Origin of the sequence: Rhodococcus sp. SGAir0479 (assembly GCF_005484805.1) — a bacterium.
Lineage (GTDB): Bacteria > Actinomycetota > Actinomycetes > Mycobacteriales > Mycobacteriaceae > Prescottella.
Genome location: NZ_CP039432.1, coordinates 2799403 through 2819650, shown reverse-complemented (window position 1 = coordinate 2819650; position 20248 = coordinate 2799403). Strand labels below are relative to the sequence as shown.

General features: G+C 70.2%; 21 protein-coding genes. 7 read left to right on the top strand and 14 right to left on the bottom strand.

The window, feature by feature from the left end:
* The 5 genes from E7742_RS13205 to sdhC form a co-directional block, all read right to left on the bottom strand.
* On the bottom strand, positions 1-1338 hold the full coding sequence (locus tag E7742_RS13205; RefSeq protein ID WP_137799359.1) for a D-alanyl-D-alanine carboxypeptidase family protein: 1338 nt from the start codon (positions 1336-1338) through the stop codon (positions 1-3).
* 178 nt (positions 1339-1516) lie between these two features.
* Entirely contained in the window at positions 1517-2293 is a 777-nt protein-coding gene (locus E7742_RS13200) for a succinate dehydrogenase iron-sulfur subunit (RefSeq protein ID WP_137799358.1), read from the bottom strand.
* Complete coding sequence (sdhA, locus tag E7742_RS13195) at positions 2293-4044, bottom strand: succinate dehydrogenase flavoprotein subunit (RefSeq protein WP_137799357.1); 1752 nt, start codon at positions 4042-4044, stop codon at positions 2293-2295. Before sdhA ends, E7742_RS13200 begins: the two co-directional genes overlap by 1 nt.
* A 15-nt stretch (positions 4045-4059) precedes the next feature.
* On the bottom strand, positions 4060-4503 hold the full coding sequence (locus E7742_RS13190) for a succinate dehydrogenase hydrophobic membrane anchor subunit (RefSeq protein ID WP_137799356.1): 444 nt from the start codon (positions 4501-4503) through the stop codon (positions 4060-4062).
* Position 4504: 1 nt separating this feature from the next.
* On the bottom strand, positions 4505-4909 hold the full coding sequence (sdhC, locus tag E7742_RS13185; protein ID WP_137799355.1) for a succinate dehydrogenase, cytochrome b556 subunit: 405 nt from the start codon (positions 4907-4909) through the stop codon (positions 4505-4507).
* A gap of 572 nt (positions 4910-5481) precedes the next feature.
* Between sdhC and E7742_RS13180 the strand changes: the two genes are divergently transcribed.
* On the top strand, positions 5482-6570 hold the full coding sequence (locus E7742_RS13180; protein WP_137799354.1) for an adenosine deaminase: 1089 nt from the start codon (positions 5482-5484) through the stop codon (positions 6568-6570).
* A gap of 10 nt (positions 6571-6580) precedes the next feature.
* Here E7742_RS13180 and E7742_RS13175 read toward each other — a convergent pair whose 3' ends face one another.
* The 5 genes from E7742_RS13175 to E7742_RS13155 are packed head-to-tail and all read right to left on the bottom strand — an operon-like array spanning position 6581 to position 9930.
* Positions 6581-7813 (bottom strand): primosomal protein, encoded by a 1233-nt coding sequence (locus tag E7742_RS13175; RefSeq protein WP_137799353.1) that lies wholly within the window; start codon positions 7811-7813, stop codon positions 6581-6583.
* 48 nt (positions 7814-7861) lie between these two features.
* Positions 7862-8167, bottom strand: coding sequence for a YbaB/EbfC family nucleoid-associated protein (locus E7742_RS13170; protein WP_137799352.1), 306 nt, complete (start codon positions 8165-8167; stop codon positions 7862-7864).
* Positions 8164-8511, bottom strand: coding sequence for a hypothetical protein (locus E7742_RS13165; protein ID WP_137799351.1), 348 nt, complete (start codon positions 8509-8511; stop codon positions 8164-8166). Before E7742_RS13165 ends, E7742_RS13170 begins: the two co-directional genes overlap by 4 nt.
* 10 nt (positions 8512-8521) lie before the next feature.
* Positions 8522-9610 (bottom strand): C40 family peptidase, encoded by a 1089-nt coding sequence (locus E7742_RS13160; protein ID WP_137799350.1) that lies wholly within the window; start codon positions 9608-9610, stop codon positions 8522-8524.
* Positions 9607-9930 (bottom strand): hypothetical protein, encoded by a 324-nt coding sequence (locus E7742_RS13155; protein WP_137799349.1) that lies wholly within the window; start codon positions 9928-9930, stop codon positions 9607-9609. Before E7742_RS13155 ends, E7742_RS13160 begins: the two co-directional genes overlap by 4 nt.
* Before the next feature lie 118 nt (positions 9931-10048).
* Between E7742_RS13155 and upp the strand changes: the two genes are divergently transcribed.
* A complete protein-coding gene (gene upp / locus E7742_RS13150; RefSeq protein ID WP_137799348.1) occupies positions 10049-10672 on the top strand; it encodes a uracil phosphoribosyltransferase in 624 nt (207 codons plus the stop codon).
* A 9-nt stretch (positions 10673-10681) separates the two neighbouring features.
* Here the strand turns inward: upp and E7742_RS13145 are convergent, their stop codons facing one another.
* From E7742_RS13145 to E7742_RS13135, 3 genes are all read right to left on the bottom strand, one after another.
* The gene (locus E7742_RS13145; protein ID WP_137799347.1) at positions 10682-11302 is read right to left on the bottom strand and encodes a PepSY domain-containing protein; all 621 of its coding nucleotides are present in this window, start codon (positions 11300-11302) and stop codon (positions 10682-10684) included.
* Between the two features lie 90 nt (positions 11303-11392).
* On the bottom strand, positions 11393-12883 hold the full coding sequence (locus E7742_RS13140) for a phospho-sugar mutase (RefSeq protein WP_302660004.1): 1491 nt from the start codon (positions 12881-12883) through the stop codon (positions 11393-11395).
* Entirely contained in the window at positions 12880-13665 is a 786-nt protein-coding gene (locus E7742_RS13135) for a purine-nucleoside phosphorylase (RefSeq protein ID WP_137799346.1), read from the bottom strand. The genes E7742_RS13140 and E7742_RS13135 overlap by 4 nt, the downstream gene beginning before the upstream one ends.
* A 53-nt stretch (positions 13666-13718) precedes the next feature.
* Here E7742_RS13135 and E7742_RS13130 point away from each other — a divergent pair, with 53 nt between their 5' ends.
* Genes E7742_RS13130 through E7742_RS13120 form a run of 3 tightly spaced genes read left to right on the top strand, consistent with a single transcriptional unit; the run spans position 13719 to position 16772 of the window.
* Positions 13719-14417, top strand: a complete 699-nt coding sequence (locus E7742_RS13130) for an enoyl-CoA hydratase-related protein (protein ID WP_137799345.1) — start codon at positions 13719-13721, stop codon at positions 14415-14417.
* Between the two features lie 58 nt (positions 14418-14475).
* Complete coding sequence (locus E7742_RS13125; protein WP_137799344.1) at positions 14476-15624, top strand: M20 family metallopeptidase; 1149 nt, start codon at positions 14476-14478, stop codon at positions 15622-15624.
* Positions 15621-16772 (top strand): M20 family metallopeptidase, encoded by a 1152-nt coding sequence (locus tag E7742_RS13120; protein WP_137799343.1) that lies wholly within the window; start codon positions 15621-15623, stop codon positions 16770-16772. The genes E7742_RS13125 and E7742_RS13120 overlap by 4 nt, the downstream gene beginning before the upstream one ends.
* 40 nt (positions 16773-16812) lie before the next feature.
* Here E7742_RS13120 and E7742_RS13115 read toward each other — a convergent pair whose 3' ends face one another.
* Positions 16813-17283: a gamma-glutamylcyclotransferase gene (locus E7742_RS13115; protein ID WP_137799342.1), complete on the bottom strand. Its 471-nt coding sequence runs from the start codon at positions 17281-17283 to the stop codon at positions 16813-16815.
* 145 nt (positions 17284-17428) lie between these two features.
* On the opposite strand from E7742_RS13115, the gene E7742_RS13110 reads away from it, so the two are divergent.
* Together E7742_RS13110 and E7742_RS13105 are read left to right on the top strand one after the other, a co-directional pair.
* On the top strand, positions 17429-18835 hold the full coding sequence (locus tag E7742_RS13110) for an NAD(P)H-quinone dehydrogenase (protein WP_137799341.1): 1407 nt from the start codon (positions 17429-17431) through the stop codon (positions 18833-18835).
* Positions 18836-19026: 191 nt separating this feature from the next.
* On the top strand, positions 19027-20235 hold the full coding sequence (locus E7742_RS13105) for an aminotransferase-like domain-containing protein (RefSeq protein ID WP_137799340.1): 1209 nt from the start codon (positions 19027-19029) through the stop codon (positions 20233-20235).
* Positions 20236-20248: the final 13 nt, after the last annotated feature.

The window sequence follows — 20248 nt, the reverse complement described above, 5'->3', positions numbered from 1 at the left end:
TCAGCGCCGGCGTCGGCGGACGAGCACCCGCGCCCACACGAGCAGCCCGACCACGACACCCGTTCCCACCAGACCGACCGCGACGCGGCCGGCGAGATCCTTGTCCGGCAGGTCCGAGCCCGACGCCAGGTCCATGCCGCCGGGGCCGTGGGTGTCGGGTCCGGCCACCTCGGCGGCCGGTTCCGACGTCGCGGTGTCCGGCTCGACGAGCGTGCCGACCGCGGTCGCGGGATCGAGCCCGTACCCGTAGTCGAGCAGGCGGGCGACCTGCTCCCACGGCCGGATCGGGAGGACGTCCGCGGCCATCAGCGTGACCCCGAGTCGGCGGCCGTCCCGGACGGCCCCACCGACGAATGTCTGCCTGGCGTCGTCGGTGTACCCGGTCTTGCCGCCGAGCGCGCCCGGATAGTTCATCAGCAGCTGGTTGTCGTTGAAGATCGGGTACGGCTCGACCGGCTTGTCGTCGGGCTTGGCGGGATCCGCCGGGTGCCCCGGGTAGAGGACCGACTCCGTCGTGATCAGTTGCGCGAAGGTCGGGTTCCGCATCGCGGCGCGGAAGAACAGCGCCAGGTCGTACGCCGACGTCGACATTCCCGGGCCGTCCAGGCCGGACACCGACGCCGTCCGGGTGTCCAGCGCGCCCAGGGATGCGGCTTCGGCGTTCATCTTGGCGACGGTCGCGTCCTCCCCGCCGAGTTGCGCTGCGAGGGCGTGGGCGGCGTCGTTGCCCGAGCGCATCACCAGCCCCTGCATCAGCTGCAGAATGGTGTACGTACCGCCGGCGCCGAGCCCCACGGAGCTGCCCTCCATCGCCGCGTCCTCCGAGGTGGCGGTGACGGTGCGGTTCAGATCGAGCTCGTCGAGCGCGACGAGCGAGAGCAGCACCTTGATGGTGCTGGCGGGCCGGTAGCGGCCGTGCGGGTCCTTGGCCGCGAGCACGTCCCCGGTGTCGAGGTCGGACAGCACCCACGCGGTCGCGGAGATGTCGGCGGGCAGCGGCGGCGTGCCGGGGGCGGTGACCACCCCGCAGCTGCCGAGGGCTGCACCGCCGACGGGGGAGTCGGGGACCGGGACGGGCGCCGGTGCGTCCTGTCCCGGGCGCGGTACCTCGGAGAGGTCGATCGCCGGGGGAGGGGACTGCCGGTGCGGGCACGCGTCGGTGTTCGGGGTGCTGAACGGGGGAGTGGTGGTGGGCGCGACGGGCTGGTCGGCCGCGAGGGGAGCCTGCTCCGGGAGGGGCAGGGCCACGGCGGGAGCGCCCCCGGCACCGAGGACGAGTGCGGAGGCGGTGGCGGTCAGGAGGATTCGTCGCCGTGCGGTTTTCGGGAGAGCAGCCATATCGACTCTCCAGCGTATGGAAGGCCGATCACCGTGTCGTGGCGGGCCTCGTCACAGGTGTGTCGCGCCGCCACCGCACGACCGTCCTGGAAACGCGTTTGCGCACTTGCCGAGCGCCCGAACCGGTCGGGAGCTGCGACAAGTGCGCAAAACGGGGTGCTGTGTGCTTACGAGAGCATCACTTGCGGGCGAACAGCAGCGCGCGCTTGACTTCCTGGATCGCCTTCGTCACCTGGATGCCACGGGGGCACGCGTCGGTGCAGTTGAAGGTCGTGCGGCAGCGCCACACGCCGTCCTTGTCGTTCAGGATGTCGAGACGCTCGGCGGCGCCCTCGTCACGGCTGTCGAAGATGAAACGGTGCGCGTTCACGATCGCGGCCGGGCCGAAGTAGCTGCCGTCGCTCCAGTACACCGGGCACGAGGTGGTGCAGCAGGCGCACAGGATGCACTTGGTGGTGTCGTCGAACCGGGCACGGTCCGCCTGCGACTGGATGCGCTCGCGGGTGGGCTCGTTGCCGGTGGTGACGAGGAACGGCTTCACGGCGCGGTACGCGTCGAAGAAGGGCTCCATGTCGACGACGAGGTCCTTCTCGACCGGCAGACCCTTGATGGGCTCGACGGTGATCGTGAGCGCGCTGCCGTCCTTGGGCAGCATGTCACGCATGAGGACCTTGCAGGCCAGACGGTTGACGCCGTTGATGCGCATCGCGTCCGAGCCGCACACGCCGTGCGCGCAGGAGCGACGGAACGTCAGCGTGCCGTCGAGGTAGCCCTTCACGTACAGCAGCAGGTTCAGCAGACGGTCGGTCGGCAGGGTGGGGACCTGGAAGCTCTCCCAGCGCTGGCCCTCGCCGTCCTCCGGGTTGAACCGGGCGATCTTGAGGGTGACCATGACGGCGCCCTCGGGAACGGGCGGCAGCGTGGGTGCGTCCTTGTCCATGACAGGTGCGGACATCAGTACTTACGCTCCATCGGCTCGTAGCGGGTCTGGACCACCGGCTTGTAGTCCAGACGGATCGGCGAGATGAGCTCCGATCCCTCCTTGTACGCCATCGTGTGCTGCATGTACTCGGCATCGTTGCGATCCGGGTAGTCCTCGCGGGCGTGGCCGCCGCGCGACTCCTTGCGGTTGAGCGCACCGACGACCGTGACCTCTGCCATCTCGAGCAGGAAGCCCAGCTCGACGGCCTCGAGCAGGTCGCTGTTGTAGCGCTTGCCCTTGTCCTGGACCGTGATGTGGTTGTAGCGCTCCTTGAGGGCGTGGATATCCTTCAGCGCCCGCGTCAGGGTCTCCTCGGTGCGGAACACCGACGCGTTGTTGTCCATCGACTGCTGCAGCTCGGTGCGGATGTCCGCGACACGCTCGTGACCGTGGTCGGACAGGATGACCTCGAGCCACTTCTCGACCTTCTCGGCCGGGTTCTCGGGCAGCGGCACGAAGTCCGTCTTCTCGGCGTGCTCCGCGGCGGCGATGCCGGCACGGCGCCCGAAGACGTTGATGTCGAGCAGCGAGTTGGTGCCGAGACGGTTGGCGCCGTGGACCGAGACACACGCGCACTCGCCGGCGGCGTACAGGCCGGGCACGTGGTCCTCGTTGTTGCGCAGCACCTCACCGTTGATCTTGGTGGGGATGCCACCCATCACGTAGTGGCACGTGGGGTACACCGGCACCAGCTCGGTGACCGGGTCGACGCCCAGGTAGGTGCGGGCGAACTCGGTGATGTCGGGGAGCTTCTCCTCGAGCACGTCCTCGCCGAGGTGCGTGACGTCGATGTAGACGTAGTCCTTGTTCGGACCGGCACCGCGACCCTCGAGCACCTCGAGCACCATCGAGCGGGCGACGATGTCGCGCGGCGCGAGGTCCTTGATGGTGGGGGCGTAGCGCTCCATGAAGCGCTCGCCGTCGACGTTGCGGAGGATGCCGCCCTCGCCGCGCACGGCCTCCGAGATGAGGATGCCCAGGCCCGCGAGTCCCGTCGGATGGAACTGGTGGAACTCCATGTCCTCGAGCGGCAGGCCGTTGCGGAAGATGATGCCCATGCCGTCACCGGTGAGGGTGTGCGCGTTGGACGTCGTCTTGTACATGCGGCCCGAGCCACCGGTGGCGAACACGATCGACTTCGCGTGGAAGACGTGGAGCTCACCGGTCGCGAGCTCGTACGCGATGACGCCGGTGGCAACCGGACCCTCGGGGGTCTCGGTCAGCGCGATGTCGAGCGCGTAGAACTCGTTGAAGAACTCGACGTCGTGCTTGACGCAGTTCTGGTAGAGCGTCTGCAGGATCATGTGGCCGGTGCGGTCGGCGGCGTAGCACGCACGACGAACCGGGGCCTTACCGTGATCGCGGGTGTGACCACCGAAACGACGCTGGTCGATCTTGCCCTCGGGGGTGCGGTTGAACGGAAGACCCATCTTCTCGAGGTCCAGCACCGCGTCGATGGCTTCCTTGGCCATGATCTCGACCGCGTCCTGGTCGGCGAGGTAGTCGCCACCCTTGACGGTGTCGAAGGTGTGCCACTCCCAGTTGTCTTCCTCGACGTTGGCGAGCGCCGCGCACATACCGCCCTGGGCGGCGCCGGTGTGGCTACGCGTGGGGTACAGCTTGGTCAGGACCGCGGTGCGGGCGCGGGGGCCGGCCTCGATGGCTGCGCGCATGCCAGCGCCACCGGCGCCGACGATGACGACGTCATAACGATGTTCCTGCATGAAGTCTCTGCTCCCCTAGCTCGCCGAGATGTTGGGGTCGAAGGTGAAGATGACGTAGGTGCCCAGGCCCATGATCAGGATCATCGACACGACCAGGATCGTGTTGAGCCAGAACCGGGTGGAGTCCTTACGCGAGTAGTCCGCGATGACCGTCCGCAGACCGTTGCCACCGTGCAGCTGGGCGAGCCAGAGCATCGCCAGGTCCCAGAACTGCCAGAACGGGCTGGACCAGCGACCCGCGACGAACGCGAAGTTGATGCGGTGCACACCGTCGTCGAGCATCAACATGATGAACAGGTGGCCCAGGACCAGGATGATCAGCGCCAGGCCCGAGAAACGCATGAACAGCCATGCGTAGAGCTCGAAGTTGTTCTTGGCGGCGCGGCGCGGGGAGCGCGGGTTGTCCAGGCTGGCCGGGCGGTCGAACGCCTTGCCGAGAGTCTTGGCTTCTGTCGTCATGTCAGTGCCCCGCAAACATGTTGTAGAAGATGCGACCCGCGCCCGGGATCATGACCACGAACCAGACCGCGATGATGACCCAGAGCATGACGCGCTGGTACTGCGGGCCCTTCGACCAGAAGTCGATCAGCATCACGCGCACACCGTTGAGGGCGTGGTACAGCACCATGGCCACGAGCGCGAGCTCCATGAGGCCGACGACCGGGTTCTTGTAGGTCTCGATGACCCGGTCGTAGGTGTCCGGGTTGACGCGCACGAGCGCGGTGTCCAGGACGTGGACGAAAAGGAAAAAGAATGTTGCGACGCCGGTGATCCGGTGTAGAACCCAGGACCACATGCCGGGGTCGCCCCGGTAAAGCGACCGGGTGCGCTCCTTCGCGGGAGCGGCTTCCGTCGTGCTGCTCATCGAGTGCTGTGCCTCCAACGTCTTTGGTGGGCGCGTCGAGCCTGCACAGCATTTCGGATTTACCGCAGCTCGGGCTCGACGAGGACCTGAACCGACTTCTGTGAACTCTAAACCCAACCGAATCCGGGAACTAATTCCCGTTGCGGTTCGTACGGCTCCGAAAATGCATGTTAGGTTTGCCTTCCCATAACGGTCGGTGATCCGGCCGTCGGTCCCCACTGCCGTTCCGGGGTGCCCGATCGGGTGGGGACCAAGGGCCCTGTTCGGGCGGAAGATGTTGCGCGACAATGGTGGTCGGCTCGCCGAATGGCTCCGCGCGTGACAGTCGGGGCGCGCGGAGCTCCGGGTCGCACGCACGGACGATCTCCGCTCGGGCGCAGGATGCAATGTGGAAAATGTCTCATGGGTCCGACGCCGTGTAGGGAGTGTGTACCCGCCGGTAACTTCATTTTGCGTGGTGGTGACCGGTCACTGGGCACCGGCTCGGTCGTACACCCGGGCGTCGTCCGCGGTTCCGACACCCGGCCCCGGAGTGACGCACGTTCGACGCATTCCACCGCTACCGTCGATCCATGACAGCGCCGTTGGATCTCGAATACCTGCGCCGGGCACCCAAGGTCCTGCTGCACGATCACCTCGACGGGGGACTGCGCCCGGCCACCGTCGCAGCGTTGGCCACCGAGTGCGGATACGCCGATCTGCCGGCCGAGGACCCGGACGAGCTGGCCGAGTGGTTCCGCGCCGCCGCCGACAGTGGGTCGCTCGAGCGCTACCTGGAGACCTTCGCGCACACCGTCGCCGTTATGCAGACGCCGAACGGCCTGCGCCGGGTGGCGCGTGAGTGCGCCGAGGACCTCGCGGACGACGGCGTCGTCTACGCCGAGGTGCGGTTCGCCCCCGAGCAGCACCTCGAGGACGGGCTGAGTCTGGACGAGGTGGTCGACCACGTCCTCGCGGGCTTCCGGGAAGGCGAGGCGGCGGCCCGTGCAGCCGGCCACGAGATCCGCATCGGATGCCTGCTCACGGCGATGCGGCATGCCGCCCGTTCCCGTGAGATCGCCGAACTCGCGGTCCGGTTCCGTGATCGCGGAGTAGTCGGTTTCGACATCGCCGGAGCCGAGGCGGGCTACCCGCCGAGCCGGCACCTCGACGCGTTCGAGTACATGAGGAACTGCAACGCGCATTTCACTATCCACGCCGGCGAGGCCTTCGGACTGCCGTCGATCCACGAGGCCATCGCGTTCTGCGGCACCGACCGGCTGGGGCACGGGGTGCGCATCACCGACGACATCACCGTCGGCGCGGACGGCGACGTCACGCTCGGTCTGCTCGCGAACTACGTCCGCGACAAGCGGATTCCGCTCGAACTCTGCCCCAGCTCCAACGTGCAGACGGGCGCCGTGCCGGACCTCGAGTCGCACCCGTTCGACCTGTTGGCCCGCCAGCGGTTCCGGGTCACCGTCAACACCGACAACCGATTGATGAGCGACACGACGATGAGCCGGGAGATGCTCGCGCTCGTGCGGACCTTCGGCTACGGCTGGAGCGACCTCGAACGCTTCACCATCAACGCCATGAAGTCCGCGTTCATCCCCTTCGACCAGCGGCTCGCGCTCATCGACGACGTCATCAAGCCCGGTTACGCGGTGCTGATCGGCTGACCCGGCGCGGCTACTCCGGGCGCAGGCGGGCCTCGAACTCGTGCTCGAGCGCCCGCCATGCCTCGGCCTCCGCCTGGAACGGCGGGCTCGGGGCCAGGCGGCCCGGGGTGGGCTCGAGAATGTACGAGACGTACCAACCCAGGGGGGTCGACGCCGCCAGCGCGGCGTCGGTGGCGTCGTCCCTCGCGAAGTCCGCCGCATCGGTGAACAGCTCGACCGCCAGCTCCAGCTGATCGGCGTCCACCGCGTCGGGGCCCTCGGCGAGGTCATCGGCCAGCCCGGGGAGAACGTAGATGTTCTCGTCGGTGACCTCCACCTCCAGGGAACCGTCGACGGCCGCGGTCTGCACCTGTTCGTACGTGCTGACGCGGGCCAGGTCGTGCTCGTGGTTGTCGGCGAGGTAGCGGGCCAGTGCGCGCTCGGAACCGAAAACCGAGATCTGCCCGCCGCGGCCCAGGAACACCGCATGGTCGTCGAGGTAGCAGCGCAGTGAGTAGTAGGTCGTCTCGGAGGTGATGATCTTGATCGGGTCGATGCCGACGCCGGTCCAGAAGGTCTCCTCGGCCTCCTCGTCCTCGTCGGTGTCGAGGTCCTCGAAGTCCTCGTCGGTCTCCGCGTCGTCGTCCGCGTCCACCACGTTCTCCTCGGCGGCGAGGATCTCCGCCTCGGCGACCGCCAGGGCCTCCGCATCGACGTCCGGGGTGGTGACGATCGCGTCGATGGCGTCGAGCACCGCGTCCCAGTCCTGGGCGACGGCGCCGCCGATCCGGTCCCACAGCGCTTCGCCGTCGCGGCCGACGAACTGGTCGACGCCCCCGCGCAGGTAACCGATCTCGGGATGGTTCTCGAAGAACTTCACCACCGGTTCGAGGTCGCAGACCTCCCCGATGCTGCGCACCATGTCCAGGGTGGCGTCAAGTTCGGCGATCGTGAGCGGCTCCGGATCACCGGCGGCCAGTTCGGGAACGCCGATCAGGTCGAACGAGTCGTCCTCCTCCGGCTCGAGTTCCGGTGCGGCCAGCTTGGAGAACACCGGCCACGACGGGTGCTCGACGAGATCGTTGTCGTCGTCCGTGCGCAGGAAGGCGGCCAGCGCGGCGACCGAGCCGAACCCGTAGAGGTCCTCCTCGTGGCCGAGGAACGCCTCCCACTCGTCGTCACCCTCGCGCCAGCGCGGGGCCCACAACGTGACGAGGTCGCCTCGGGTCAGACCGAGTTCGATCGGGACGATGTCTCCAGCCATGGCCGGAAGCCTAGCCACGTCGCGGCCGAAGATATAGCCGGACACCGGTCAATGTCGGTCGGGTGTGTCGAACAACGCGCTCGTGATCCGTGTCCGCTCCGCCGCGGCCTCCTCCGCGGCGCGGTGAGCGGTGGCGACCACCGATCGGGCGAGGACACGCGGGTCGAGGTCGTGGAGGGATTCGCTCAGCCACAACGCGGTCGGGCTGCCGTGGCCGTCGACCTCCACCCGGACCCGGCCGTCGTCACTGACCGCCTCGGCCCGGATCGCGTGCAGCGCCGCGAGCGCGTCGTCGAACAGATTCAACTGTGCCGCCGCGCGTTCCACGACGGCGTCCATTTCGTGCGCGCTCACAGCGGCCGCATCCAGCTGGCGGGGGCGTCCGTGTCCTCGGCCGCGGCGTGCTCCGCGGCAGCGATGTCGTCGCGGGTCGGCAGGCCCAACCGGTCGAGTACCTCGCCGGACAGGCCCGCCCGGGCGAGTTCGTCGCGCCGGCGGGCGCCGGCCTCCCGCCCGGCCTCGCGGCAGAGCCGAAGGATTTCGCGCGCAAGATGTTCGCCACCGAACCGCATCTCGCGGCGGTCGATGCGGATGTCGACCGGCAGTCCGGTCTCGGTGGCGCGGATCGCCACGGTGCGGGTGTGGTTGACGGCGGCGGCGACGGTCGCGGCGGCCAAGGGGGTCTGTTCGGTCGTCATGATTCTCCGGTCATTCGGTCGGTCGGTAGAAGCCGTGGAAGCCCATGCCGCTGTTGCTGGTTCGGATCGAGCTGACGCTGACGGGGTCCCCGGCCTCGATCATCTGGCCGTTCCCGATCACCATCGCGACGTGGCCGTCCCACACCGCGAGATCGCCGGGTAGCAGATCCTCCTGGCCGACCGGAACGCCGACGCTCTGTTCCTGTGCCAGGCGGGGCAGGCCCACCCCGGCCTCGCCGTACGCCCACTGCGTCAGGCCGCTGCAGTCCAGCCCCTGGCCCGGCGTGGTCCCGCCCCACTGGTAGGGCACACCCTGCTGACTGAGGGCGGCGCGGACGGCGTTCGCGGCCTCCTGGTTCGGCGCGACCGCGGTGCTGCCGTCCGGCAGCAGGATCTCGACGCCGCGGCCGCCGAACCGGGGGTCGTAGGAGCTCGATCCACCCGCGCTGCCCACCTCGGCGGTGGACCCCGCCGACCCGAAGTCGACTGCCGTGGCGGCGCCCGAGCCGTCGAAGACCGCCGTCGAGGCCGCCGGGTGTGCAGCCGACACCGCCGACAGCACGCGGCCGGCCACCTCCACCGGCCGGGACTGCGCAGGCACCGGATCGGGCGCGGTGAGCTCGACCATCCGTGCGGTGTCGGCGGCGAGTTCCCCCCGTACCCGCTCGACGACCGCCAATGCGCGCCCGACGTGATCGACCGCCGCGGTGATCAACATCGTCTGTCCCGCGGGGGTGCCCAGCAGCGGCAGCGCCGACGCCGCGAGCGAGAGGAAGGACTCGAGGATCGTCTGCAGTTCGGCAGTGCCCACCCGGACCGTCTCGGAGGCGGCCTCGACGACGACCGCGATCTCGCGGCCCCGGTCCGACAGTTCGACGCTCGCCGCTTGTGTGTTCCGGGCCCTGCCGATCGCTGCGTCGGCGGCGACGCCGGTCCAGCCGGCGTCGAGTTCGCCGATGGCGGTGCGCGCGAGTGCGTATCCCGCGTCGAGCGCGTCCGACGCGGCGCGCAGGGCGTCGGCCGGGGAGCCGGCGGGCAGCAGGCCGGTGCCGAACACCCCCAGCAGTTCGACGAGGGGGCGGGCCATGGTGTCGATCACCGCGAGCCCCCCGGCGATCCGGCGGCACCCAGACCGGCCACGATGTCGGCGTCGGTGGCGTCGTAGGCGACGGCGGTGGTCGCCGCGGTGGTGCTCATCGCGTCCCACGTGGAGGCGAGACGGTCCAGCTCGCGCAGATGCGCGCCGCGGGCGTCGGTGTAGGCCGCGACGAAGCCGCCGCCGATGATCCCGAAGACCGCGCCCAGGATTCCGGCATCCGCCGTCACGCCCGCACCCGCCGTCTGCACCCGCCGGGCCATCTCCGCCGCGGTGTCGGCGAACGCGGCGATACCGGTCGTCTCGGCAGCGAACTCACTCATGCATCCCCCTCGATACTTCGTTCGTCGATGGGTTGGACGCACGAAACGGGCGTTCGGTTCCCGCCGGGTCTCGGGGCGTGGCCGGGGGCCGGTGCGGTCGCCACTATCCTGTGCAGTCATGGAAACGCACGTGGTCGACCATCCTCTGGCAGCAGCACTTCTGACGAGGATGCGCGACGAACGCAGCGACAACGCCACGTTCCGGTCGGCGTTGCGGCAGCTCACCCAGATGCTGATCTACGAGGCGATCCGGGACGCGCCGATCGAGAAGTTCGAGGTGAAGACACCGGTGGCCGTCACGGACGGGTTCCGGTTGGCGAAGCCGCCGCTGCTGGTGCCGGTGCTGCGTGCCGGGCTCGGGATGATCGAGCAGGCCAGCGCACTGATCCCGCAGTCCCAGGTCGGGTTCGTCGGCATGGCCCGCGACGAGGAGACGCACCAGCCGGTGCCGTACCTGGAATCGCTGCCGGCCGACCTGTCGGGGCTGCCGGTGTACGTGCTGGACCCGATGCTCGCGACCGGCGGCTCGATGGTCCACACGATCGACCTGCTCGTCGCCCGCGGCGCATCCGACGTCACCGCGGTGTGCGTCGTCGCGGCCCCGCGCGGGGTCGACACTCTCGCGAACTCGGGCCACCCGGTGCGCCTGATCACGGCGTCCGTGGACGAGGGACTCGACGAGAACGCGTTCATCGTTCCCGGCCTGGGCGACGCCGGGGACCGCCAGTTCGGCCCCCGCTAGAGCCGCCTCTCAGCGACCGGTGGTGTTCGCCAGCACCTGACCCGTGGCCGCGTCGATCGTGACCTCGTGCTTGGTGCCGGAACCGTCGATCACGTCGGCCTCCCACACCGTGACACCGTTGTCCGAGTCGAGGTCGAGTTCGGTGACGGCGCCGCCGGGGACCTCGGCGCGGACGGCATCGGCCGCCGCGGCGTAGTCCAGCACCGCGGCCTGCACCCGCTCCCGATGCTTGGCGCGGTCGGACTCGTCCTCCTCGTCGACGCGCGGCGCGCCGAGGACGGTCGCGCCGTCGGGGGACACGTCGACGTGGTGCTCGACGCCGTCGGGCGTGACGACCTGGGCCTCCCACGTGCCGTCGTGCTCCGTCTCGATCGACACGAGGGTGCCGCCCGGCACCGCGGCCACGGCGGCGGCGCCGGCGCGTCCGAGTGCCTGCCCGTCCGGAGACGGCGCGCCGGTGGCGCCGGCCGGCGTCGACGACGGGGATGGCGAAGGGGAGGTCACCGCCGGGGTCGGGGCCGGCTGCGAGTCGTCGCCGTCGCCGCAGCCGGCGAGGAGGACGAGCGCGCTGCCGGCGAGTACGAGGACTGCCGTCCTCCGGTGCGGTGGGGCGAGGGTCCTGGAAGCCATCGGGTTCTCCGTCCGCGGTCGGCCGTGACGAGGGGCGCGTCTCTCAGGATGTGCCGGGGCCCGGGCCGCGGGCAAGTGCCCGGGCGCCGGTCACCACGTCTCGATCGTCTCCAGCCGGGCACGCACCCGGTCGGCGCGCGCATGGGCGGCCGCCTCGGCGGCGGGCAGCCCGCCGGCCCCGGCCACCGGTTCGATCACCTCGAAGTAGGCCTTGAGCTTGGGTTCGGTGCCGGAGGGGCGGATCGTGACGCGCAGTCCGGCCCCCGCGCACGCCACCGCGTCGGTCCGCAGCGGACCGTCGACCGCCGCCAGATCGGTCGTCTCGACCGCCGTCCCGGCGATCTCGGTCGGGGGATGCGTGCGCAGCCGGCCCATGACGTGCGCGATCCGGTCGAGGTCGCCGAAGCGGCGCGACACCTGCCCGGTGAGATGCACACCGAACTCGATGGCGAGCTCGTCCAGCGCGGTCCTCGGTGTCCGGCCCGCCGCCCGGAGATCGGCCACCAGATCGGCGATCAGCACGGCGGCGGAGATCCCGTCCTTGTCCCGCACGACGTCGGGGTCCACGCAGTGGCCGACGGCCTCCTCGTACGCGTACACCAGGCCGGTCCCGGCGCGGACGAGCCACTTGAACCCGGTGAGGGTGCGCGTGGACCGGAATCCCCGCGCCTGCGCGATCCGGCCGAGCAGCGTCGACGACACGATCGTCGTCGCGACCAGCGCGCCGTCGGCGGCGTGCGCGAGGATCCGGTCGCCCAGCAGGGCCCCGGTCTGGTCGCCGGTGAGCATTCGCCAGCCGCCCGGCCCGGGGACCCCGACAGCGCAGCGGTCGGCGTCGGGATCGAGCGCGATCGCGACGTCGGCGTCCACCGCCGCGGCGAGCGCGAGCAGTGCATCGGTGGCTCCGGGTTCCTCGGGGTTCGGGAACGCGACGGTGGGGAAGTCGGGGTCGGGGTCGAATTGGGTTGCCACCGTGTGGATGTCGGTGAAGCCCGCCGCCCGCAGCGCCGCGACCGCGAGCGCTCCGCCGACGCCGTGCAGGGCCGTCAGCGCGATGCGGACGTCGCGCCGATGGCCGAACGGCAGGGTCGCCACGCGCTCGAGGTACGCGGTGACGATCGCGTCGTCCGCCGGGGTGACGGGGCTGCGCCGGATCGACCCGACGCGCGCGATCGCGTCCTCGATCTCGCGGTCGGCGGGCGCGGCGAGCGGTTCGCCGCCGTGCACGTACACCTTGTAGCCGTTGTCGGCGGGCGGGTTGTGCGACGCGGTGATCTGGACACCGGCGGCCGCCCCCGACCGGCGAACCGCGAAGGCGACCACGGGCGTCGGCAGTGGGCGCGGCAGCAGTACCACCTCGAAGCCCTCGGCGGCGAGCACCTCCGCCGCCGCGGACGCGAACTCCTCCGAGCCGCGGCGGGCATCGCGGCCCACGACCACGACGCCCCCGCCCGCGTTCCGGTCGCGCAGCCACTGCGCCAGCCCCGCCGTGGTGCGCTCGACGACACCGACGTTCATGTGACCGGGTCCGTCACCGACGGGACCGCGCAGGCCGGCGGTGCCGAATCGCAGATCCGTCACAGCCGGGCCAGCAGCTCGCGCAGCAGTTCACCCATCCGGGCGGCCGACGCCTGCCCGGCCGCGAGTACCTCGGCGTGATCGAGGTGCTCGCCGGTGATGCCGGCCGCGAAGTTCGTCACGAGCGAGACGCCCAGGACCTCCGCGCCGAGTGCGCGCGCGGCGATGGTCTCGTGGACGGTCGACATGCCGACCAGGTCGGCGCCCAACGTGCGGAGCATCCGGATCTCCGCGGGGGTCTCGTAGTGCGGTCCCGGCAGCCCCGCGTACACGCCCTCCGTGAGCGTCGGATCGATCTCGTGGGCGAGGGCACGCAGCCGGGGACTGTAGGCGTCGACCAGGTCGACGAACTGCGCGCCGGCGAGCGGCGAACGCGCCGTGAGGTTGAGGTGGTCGCTGATGAGCACCGGCTGTCCCACGGTCATGTCGGCGCGGATCCCGCCGGCTGCGTTGGTGAGGACGATCGTTTCGGCGCCGGCCGCGATCGCGGTGCGCACGGGATGCACCACGCGCGCGAGGTCGTGCCCCTCGTACGCGTGGGTACGCCCGAGCAGGACCAACACCGGGGTGTCGTCCACCCGGAGCGATCGCACCGTGCCGGCGTGCCCGACGGCGGACGGTGTGGCGAAGCCGGGCAGGTCCGCCATCGGCACGGTGGTGAGTGCGTCGCCCAGCGCGTCGGCGGCGGCGTGCCATCCCGATCCGAGGACGACGGCGGCGCGGTGCTTCGCGATTCCGGTGTGCTCCGCGAGGACGTCCGCGGCCTGCTGCTCGAGTGTGCCCATGAACCGACACAGTAGTGGCGACACCCGATGTTACTCGCGGGTAGTATCGCGCCATGCCATACCTGAATCGCCAAGGCGACGTCTTCGTCCTGTACCTCGGCAACGAGGGGGAGACGGACAACGAGAATCGGTTCCACCCCGACTGGATCGACGCCACGCACGCGTTGCTGGACGAGGTCGAGGCGCACGAGGGACCGGCGGCGCTGGTCACCACGGCGACCGGCAAGTTCTACACCAACGGCCTCGACACCGACTGGATCTTCGGCAATCTCGACCGGCTGCCCGGCTATCTCGATCGCGTCCACACGGTCTTCACCCGGCTGCTCGAGTTCCCGATGGCCACCGTCGCGGCCGTGCAGGGCCACGCGTTCGGCGCCGGCGCGATGCTGGCGATCGCGCAGGACTTCCGGGTCATGCGGGGCGACCGGGGCTACTACTGCCTGCCCGAGGTCAACCTGAACATGCCCTTCACCGTCGGGATGTCGACGCTGCTCACGTCCCGCCTGACGCGACAGACGGCGGTCGAGGCGATGACCACCGGCCGACGCTACGGCGGACCCGACGCGCTCGCGGCCGGGATCGTCGACGACGCCGTCGACGGTGACCGGGTGCTCGACACCGCCGTGGCCCGCGCCTCCGCACTCGTCTCGACGCGCGGTGCCAACCTCACCGGAATCAAGCGGGGCATGCACCGCGACATCCTCGACGCGCTCGCGACCAAGACCGACGAGAGCAACTTCAAGTTCGGTTGATCGGGGCCCGGCTCGCAGGAATGAGACACTGGGGACTGTGAGATCAGGATCCCCCACTGTGCCGGACAGGGTGCTGGCCGCGCGATCGGACCTGATCGCGCTGTCGCACTCGATCCATGCCGAGCCGGAACTAGCGTTCGAAGAGCACCGCAGCGCCGCGAAACTGGTCGAGTTCCTGCGCGGTCGGGGTTTCGACGTGCGCACGGGGATCGCCGGGCTGCCCACGGCGTTCGAGGCGCGCTACGGCAGCGGCGAACTCGTCGTCGGCATCCTCGCCGAGTACGACGCCCTGCCGGAGATCGGGCATGCCTGCGGCCACAACATCATTGCCGCGTCCGCCGTCGGTGCGGGTCTCGCGCTCGCGCCGATCGCGGACGAGTTGGGGATCACCGTCCGGATCATCGGTACACCTGCGGAGGAGACCGGCGGCGGCAAGATCGTCATGCTCGAGCGGGGTGTCTTCGACGACGTCGCCGTCGCGCTGATGGTGCATCCCGGGCCGTTCGACATCGTGGGTGCGACGTCGCTCGCGCTCGCGGATCTGGCGATCACGTTCGGCGGCCGGGAGGCGCACGCTTCGGCCGCACCGGAGTTCGGGCGCAACGCCGCCGACGCGGTCATCGTCGCCCAGGTGGCGCTCGCGCTGCTCCGTCAGCAGCTCTCGCCGGGGCAGCAGCTGCACGGCATCGTGAGCGACGGCGGCACCGCGCCGAACATCATCCCCGCCCGGGCCGAGATGCTGTACTACCTGCGGGCCCGCACCGCGGAGTCGCTCGACGAACTCTCCGTCCGGGCGGAGGCGTGCTTCGCGGCCGGAGCGCTCGCCACCGGGTGCACTCACGACGTCCGCACGGTCTCACCGCCCTACACCGAACTGCGCCCGGATCCGTGGCTCGTCGACGTCTTCCGCGAGGAGGTCGTCGACCTGGGCCGCGTCCCGCTGCCGGTGGAGCTGGAATCGACGCGCCCGCTGGGCAGTACGGACATGGGTAACGTCACCCACGTGCTGCCGGGCATCCATCCGGTCATCGGACTCGACTCCCGCGGCGCGGTGACGCATCAACCCGAGTTCGCGGCCGCCGCGGTCTCGGAGTCGGCCGACGTCGCGGTCGTCGACGGCGCGATCGCGCTGGCACGCACGGTGATTCGAGCGGCGCTCGACACCGACCACAGAACCCGGCTACTCGAAGGGGTGGAACGACGGTGAACGAGGGAATCGAGAAGTGGCTGGACGAGCACAGGATCGACCTGTCTCGTTGGCGTCGCCACTTCCACGCCAACCCGGAGTTGGCCCGGCACGAGTTCGGGACCACCACGTTCGTCGCGAGTCACCTGTCGGCCGCCGGGATGTCGCCGTTGCTGCTGCCCGGCGGGACCGGGGTCGTCTGTGACATCGGGCCCGGCGGCATGCGGATCGCGCTGCGCGCCGACATGGACGCGCTGCCGCTGCAGGAGGCGACGGGCGCGCCGTACGCGTCCACGGTGCCCGGCGTCGCGCACGCGTGCGGCCACGACGCGCACACCGCCATCATGCTCGGTACCGCGCTGGCGTTGAACTCGTTGCCGGAGTTGCCGATCGGCGTGCGGTTCATCTTCCAGCCCGCGGAGGAAGTGATGCCGGGAGGTGCGCTGGACGTCGTCGCGGCCGGCGGCATGCAGGGCGTGTCGCGAGTTTTCGCGCTGCACTGCGATCCGCGACTCGAAGCCGGACGCATCGGAGTCCGGGTGGGCGCGATCACGTCCGCCGCGGACACCGTCGAACTCGTGCTGGACTCGCCGGGCGGACATACGTCCCGGCCGCACCTGACCACCGACCTGGTCTACGCGATCGGCACGGTGATCACCGGACTGCCCGGGATGCTCAGCCGCCGGATCGACCCGCGCAGCGGCACCGTCATGGTCTGGGGCGCGGTGAGCGCCGGGCAGGCGCCCAACGCCATCCCGCGCAGCGGCATCCTCACCGGAACGGTCCGCACCGGCGACCACGACACGTGGGCGCTGCTCGAACCGACGGTCCGCGAGATCGTGCACGGACTGCTCGCACCCACCGGCGTGCGATACGAACTCAACTACCGGCGCGGGGTGCCGCCCGTCGTCAACGACGAGGTGTCCGCTCGGATGCTCGAGGACGCCGTCCGCGCGATCGGGCCGGACGCGCTCGCGGACACTCCGCAGTCGGGCGGCGGCGAGGACTTCTCGTGGTACCTCGAGGAGGCTCCGGGTGCGATGGCGCGGCTGGGTGTCTGGTCGGGTCACGGTCCGCAACTGGACATTCACCAGCCGACGTTCGACCTGGACGAGCGGGCGCTCGCGACCGGCGTGCGGGTGCTGACGAATCTGGTGCTGCAGTCCTGACCGGCCGCGGCGCGGGGCCGGTGGCTCCGCGCCGTCGGGGCTAGGACGTGCCGGGTCCGACGTTGCGGCTGTTGCGGGTGCGGAGGTTGCGGACGTAGTCGGCCGGGGCGCCGGCGATCTCCGCCGCCTCGGCCATCACCCCGAGGTAGCGGGCCGAGGGCAGCCCGCCCTCGTACGCGTCGAGGACGTACAACCAGGCCAGCACGGGGCCGTCGGCGGTGTCGACGCGCAGCCGGATCTTGCGGTGGATACCGAGTTCCGAGCCCTCCCAACGGTCGAGTCGTTCCTCGTCCTCGCTCGGGACGTCGTAGAGGACGACGAACACCTTGGCGTCCGGATCGTCCTGATCCTCGACGACGGTCGCGAGTGCGCCCTCCCAGCCGATGTCGCCACCGCTGAACGTCAGCCGCCACCCGTGCAGCCAGCCCGTGCCCGCCATCGGGGAGTGCGGGCAGCGCTCGAGCATCTGATCGGGATGCATGTTGGACCCGTAGGCGGCATAGATCGGCACGGCGGCAAGCCTAATCCGTGTCCGTCGTGCACGGGTAGCCGGAGAGTCACCAGGGGGCCCTAGCCTGCGTGTTCCCGGTCACTGGAATAGCGTTGTACGCGGGTGTGCCGGAGATCCCGGCGGACGCGGTGAGCTTGGAGGACGAATGACCCGGATCGTGATCATCGGTGGCGGACCAGCCGGATACGAGGCAGCTCTGGTTGCTGCCCAGCACGGCGCCTCCGTGTCACTGATCGACTCGGACGGCATCGGTGGAGCATGTGTGCTGTACGACTGCGTGCCGTCCAAGACCTTCATCGCGTCGACCGGCATCCGTACCGACATGCGCCGCGCCACCGACCTCGGGATCGCGCTCGATCCGTCGAGCGCCACCATCTCCCTCCCGCAGATCAACACCCGCGTCAAGAACCTCGCCCAGGCTCAGTCCTCCGACATTCGCGCCCGGCTGCAGAGCGTCGGTGTCCAGCTCCTCTCGGGCAAGGGCGAGGTGATCGATCGGCAGATCGGCATGGCCGCCCACCAGATCCGCGCGACGCTGTCGACGGGCGAGGAGAAGATCCTCGACGCCGACGTCGTCCTCATCGCCACCGGCGCCAGCCCCCGGGAGCTGCCCGGCGCGCTCCCGGACGGCGAACGCATCCTCACCTGGCGCCACCTCTACGACCTCGAGGACCTGCCGGAGCACCTCGTCGTCGTCGGCTCGGGTGTCACGGGCGCCGAGTTCGTGTCGGCGTACACCGAGATGGGCGTCAAGGTGACGATGGTGTCGAGCCGCGACCGCGTCATGCCGCACGAGGACGCCGACGCCGCCCTGGTGCTCGAGGACGTGCTGGCCGAGCGCGGCGTGACGCTCGTCAAGCACGCGCGCGCCGACGCCGTCGAACGCACCGAGGACGGCGGCGTGGTGGTCAAGCTGTCGGACGGGCGCACCGTGTTCGGCAGCCACGCCCTCATGGCCGTCGGTTCCGTCCCGAACACCACCGGGCTGGGGCTCGAGAAGGTCGGTATCGAACTCGACCGGGGCGGTTACCTGCGGGTGGACCGGGTTTCGCGGACGTCGGTGTCCGGCATCTACGCGGCCGGCGACTGCACCGGCCTGCTGCCGCTGGCCTCCGTCGCGGCGATGCAGGGCCGCATCGCGATGTACCACGCGCTCGGCGAGGGTGTCAGCCCGATCAAGCTCAAGACCGTGGCCTCGGCGGTGTTCACGCGTCCCGAGATCGCCAACGTCGGCGTCAGCCAGGCGGCGATCGACAACGGTGACGTGCCGGCGCGCACCGTCATGCTGCCGCTCAACACCAACCCACGCGCCAAGATGTCCGGGCTGCGCCGCGGCTTCGTGAAGATCTTCTGCCGTCCGGCCACCGGTGTGGTCATCGGCGGTGTGGTCGTCGCGGCGACCGCATCCGAGTTGATCCTGCCGATCGCGATCGCGGTGCAGAACAACCTCACGGTGAACGACCTCGCGCAGACCTTCTCGGTGTACCCCTCGCTGTCGGGCTCGATCACCGAGGCCTCACGCCAGCTCATGCGCCACGACGATCTGGACTGACGCGAGAGATTGCCCACGATGTGAGAACCACAGTTCACATCGTGGTGACGTCGTGACATGATGCGAGGGGGCCGAGAACCATCGGCCCCCTCGCATCGCTCTCCGCCCCGTGGATCCGGGACGACCTGGGTGTTCCTGCCTTCGTCCTGTGCCGTCGTGTGTGACGGCCCCTCGACCACGGAAGTCGCCGTATGTCACTCGATTCGACGCCCCTGCAGCTGTCCGCGCGGATGGCCGACCTGCGCAGCTCCGCCATCCGCGACCTGCTCACCCTCACCGCTCGACCTTCGGTGATCAGTCTCGCCGGAGGGCTTCCCGCAACGAAACTCGTTCCCCGCGAACGGATCTCGCAGGCCGCGCTTCGTGCGCTCGACGACCCGCGGACGGTGCAGTACGGCGAGACGTCGGGGTGGGCGCCGCTGCGCGAGACCGTCGCGGTCCGGGAGAGCGGCAAGGTCGGACGCGTGGTCGATCCGGCCGAGGTGGTCGTCACGCACGGCTCGCAGCAGGCGCTGAGCCTGCTCGCGCAGGTGCTGATCGACCCGGGCGACACCGTCGTCGTGGAGGAGCCCGGCTACACCGGTGCGCTGCAGGTGTTCCGGACCGCGCAGGCTGCGCTGGCACCCGTCGCGCTCGACGAGGACGGGATGGACACCGCCGCTCTCGAACATGCGTTGCGGGAAGGTCTGCGGCCCAAGGTGGTTCACACCGTCTCCAATTTCCACAACCCGCGCGGTGTGGTGTTGTCCGCGCGGCGGCGCCGGCATCTGGCGGCTCTCGCCGACCGGTACGGGTTCTGGGTCATCGAGGACGACCCGTACGGCGAACTGTGGTTCGACACTCCGGCGCCCGCGCCGGTCGCCGCCCACTCGGACCGGGTGCTGCGACTGTCGAGCGGCTCCAAGACGCTCGCGCCGGCACTGCGCATCGGCTGGCTGCACGGGGACCGCCGCGTGTGCGAGGCCGTCGAACTGCTCAAGCAGGGCGCCGACCTGTGCGGTTCGTCCCTCACACAGCAGATCGCGACCGAACTGCTGGACGACCACGAGTGGCTCGACGAGCACCTCGCCACCGTGCGCGGGTCCTACGCGGCCCGGGCCGGTGCGCTGGTCCGGGCACTCGAGTCGACCTTCGGCCCCCGCATCTCGCATGCCACCGTGCACGGCGGCATGTTCTGCTGGATCGAGTTCGCCGACGGCGTCGACACCACCGCGTTGCTCGACACCGCCCTCGCGCACGACGTCGCCTACGTGCCGGGCGGCGCGTTCGGGGTGGCGCACGCCCATCCGCACGCGGCCCGGTTGTGCTTCGCGACCTACGAGGAGGCGGTGCTGGTCGAGGGTGTCGCGCGGCTGCGGTCGGCGTACGACGCCCGCGCCGAAAAACTGATTCCCCGGTGAATCGAAAATGTAC

What these genes read in the sequence shown, in the direction of transcription:
- sdhC (WP_137799355.1), bottom strand. Translation starts at nt 4,909, where the DNA reads ATGAGCAGCACGACGGAAGCCGCTCCCGCGAAGGAGCGCACCCGGTCG.
- E7742_RS13105 (WP_137799340.1), top strand. Translation starts at nt 19,027, where the DNA reads ATGTCACTCGATTCGACGCCCCTGCAGCTGTCCGCGCGGATGGCCGAC.
- sdhA (WP_137799357.1), bottom strand. Translation starts at nt 4,044, where the DNA reads ATGCAGGAACATCGTTATGACGTCGTCATCGTCGGCGCCGGTGGCGCT.
- upp (WP_137799348.1), top strand. Translation starts at nt 10,049, where the DNA reads ATGGAAACGCACGTGGTCGACCATCCTCTGGCAGCAGCACTTCTGACG.
- E7742_RS13175 (WP_137799353.1), bottom strand. Translation starts at nt 7,813, where the DNA reads ATGGCTGGAGACATCGTCCCGATCGAACTCGGTCTGACCCGAGGCGAC.
- E7742_RS13130 (WP_137799345.1), top strand. Translation starts at nt 13,719, where the DNA reads ATGCCATACCTGAATCGCCAAGGCGACGTCTTCGTCCTGTACCTCGGC.
- E7742_RS13200 (WP_137799358.1), bottom strand. Translation starts at nt 2,293, where the DNA reads ATGTCCGCACCTGTCATGGACAAGGACGCACCCACGCTGCCGCCCGTT.
- E7742_RS13205 (WP_137799359.1), bottom strand. Translation starts at nt 1,338, where the DNA reads ATGGCTGCTCTCCCGAAAACCGCACGGCGACGAATCCTCCTGACCGCC.
- E7742_RS13165 (WP_137799351.1), bottom strand. Translation starts at nt 8,511, where the DNA reads ATGACGACCGAACAGACCCCCTTGGCCGCCGCGACCGTCGCCGCCGCC.
- E7742_RS13110 (WP_137799341.1), top strand. Translation starts at nt 17,429, where the DNA reads ATGACCCGGATCGTGATCATCGGTGGCGGACCAGCCGGATACGAGGCA.
- E7742_RS13135 (WP_137799346.1), bottom strand. Translation starts at nt 13,665, where the DNA reads ATGGGCACACTCGAGCAGCAGGCCGCGGACGTCCTCGCGGAGCACACC.
- E7742_RS13180 (WP_137799354.1), top strand. Translation starts at nt 5,482, where the DNA reads ATGACAGCGCCGTTGGATCTCGAATACCTGCGCCGGGCACCCAAGGTC.
- E7742_RS13190 (WP_137799356.1), bottom strand. Translation starts at nt 4,503, where the DNA reads ATGACGACAGAAGCCAAGACTCTCGGCAAGGCGTTCGACCGCCCGGCC.
- E7742_RS13155 (WP_137799349.1), bottom strand. Translation starts at nt 9,930, where the DNA reads ATGAGTGAGTTCGCTGCCGAGACGACCGGTATCGCCGCGTTCGCCGAC.
- E7742_RS13145 (WP_137799347.1), bottom strand. Translation starts at nt 11,302, where the DNA reads ATGGCTTCCAGGACCCTCGCCCCACCGCACCGGAGGACGGCAGTCCTC.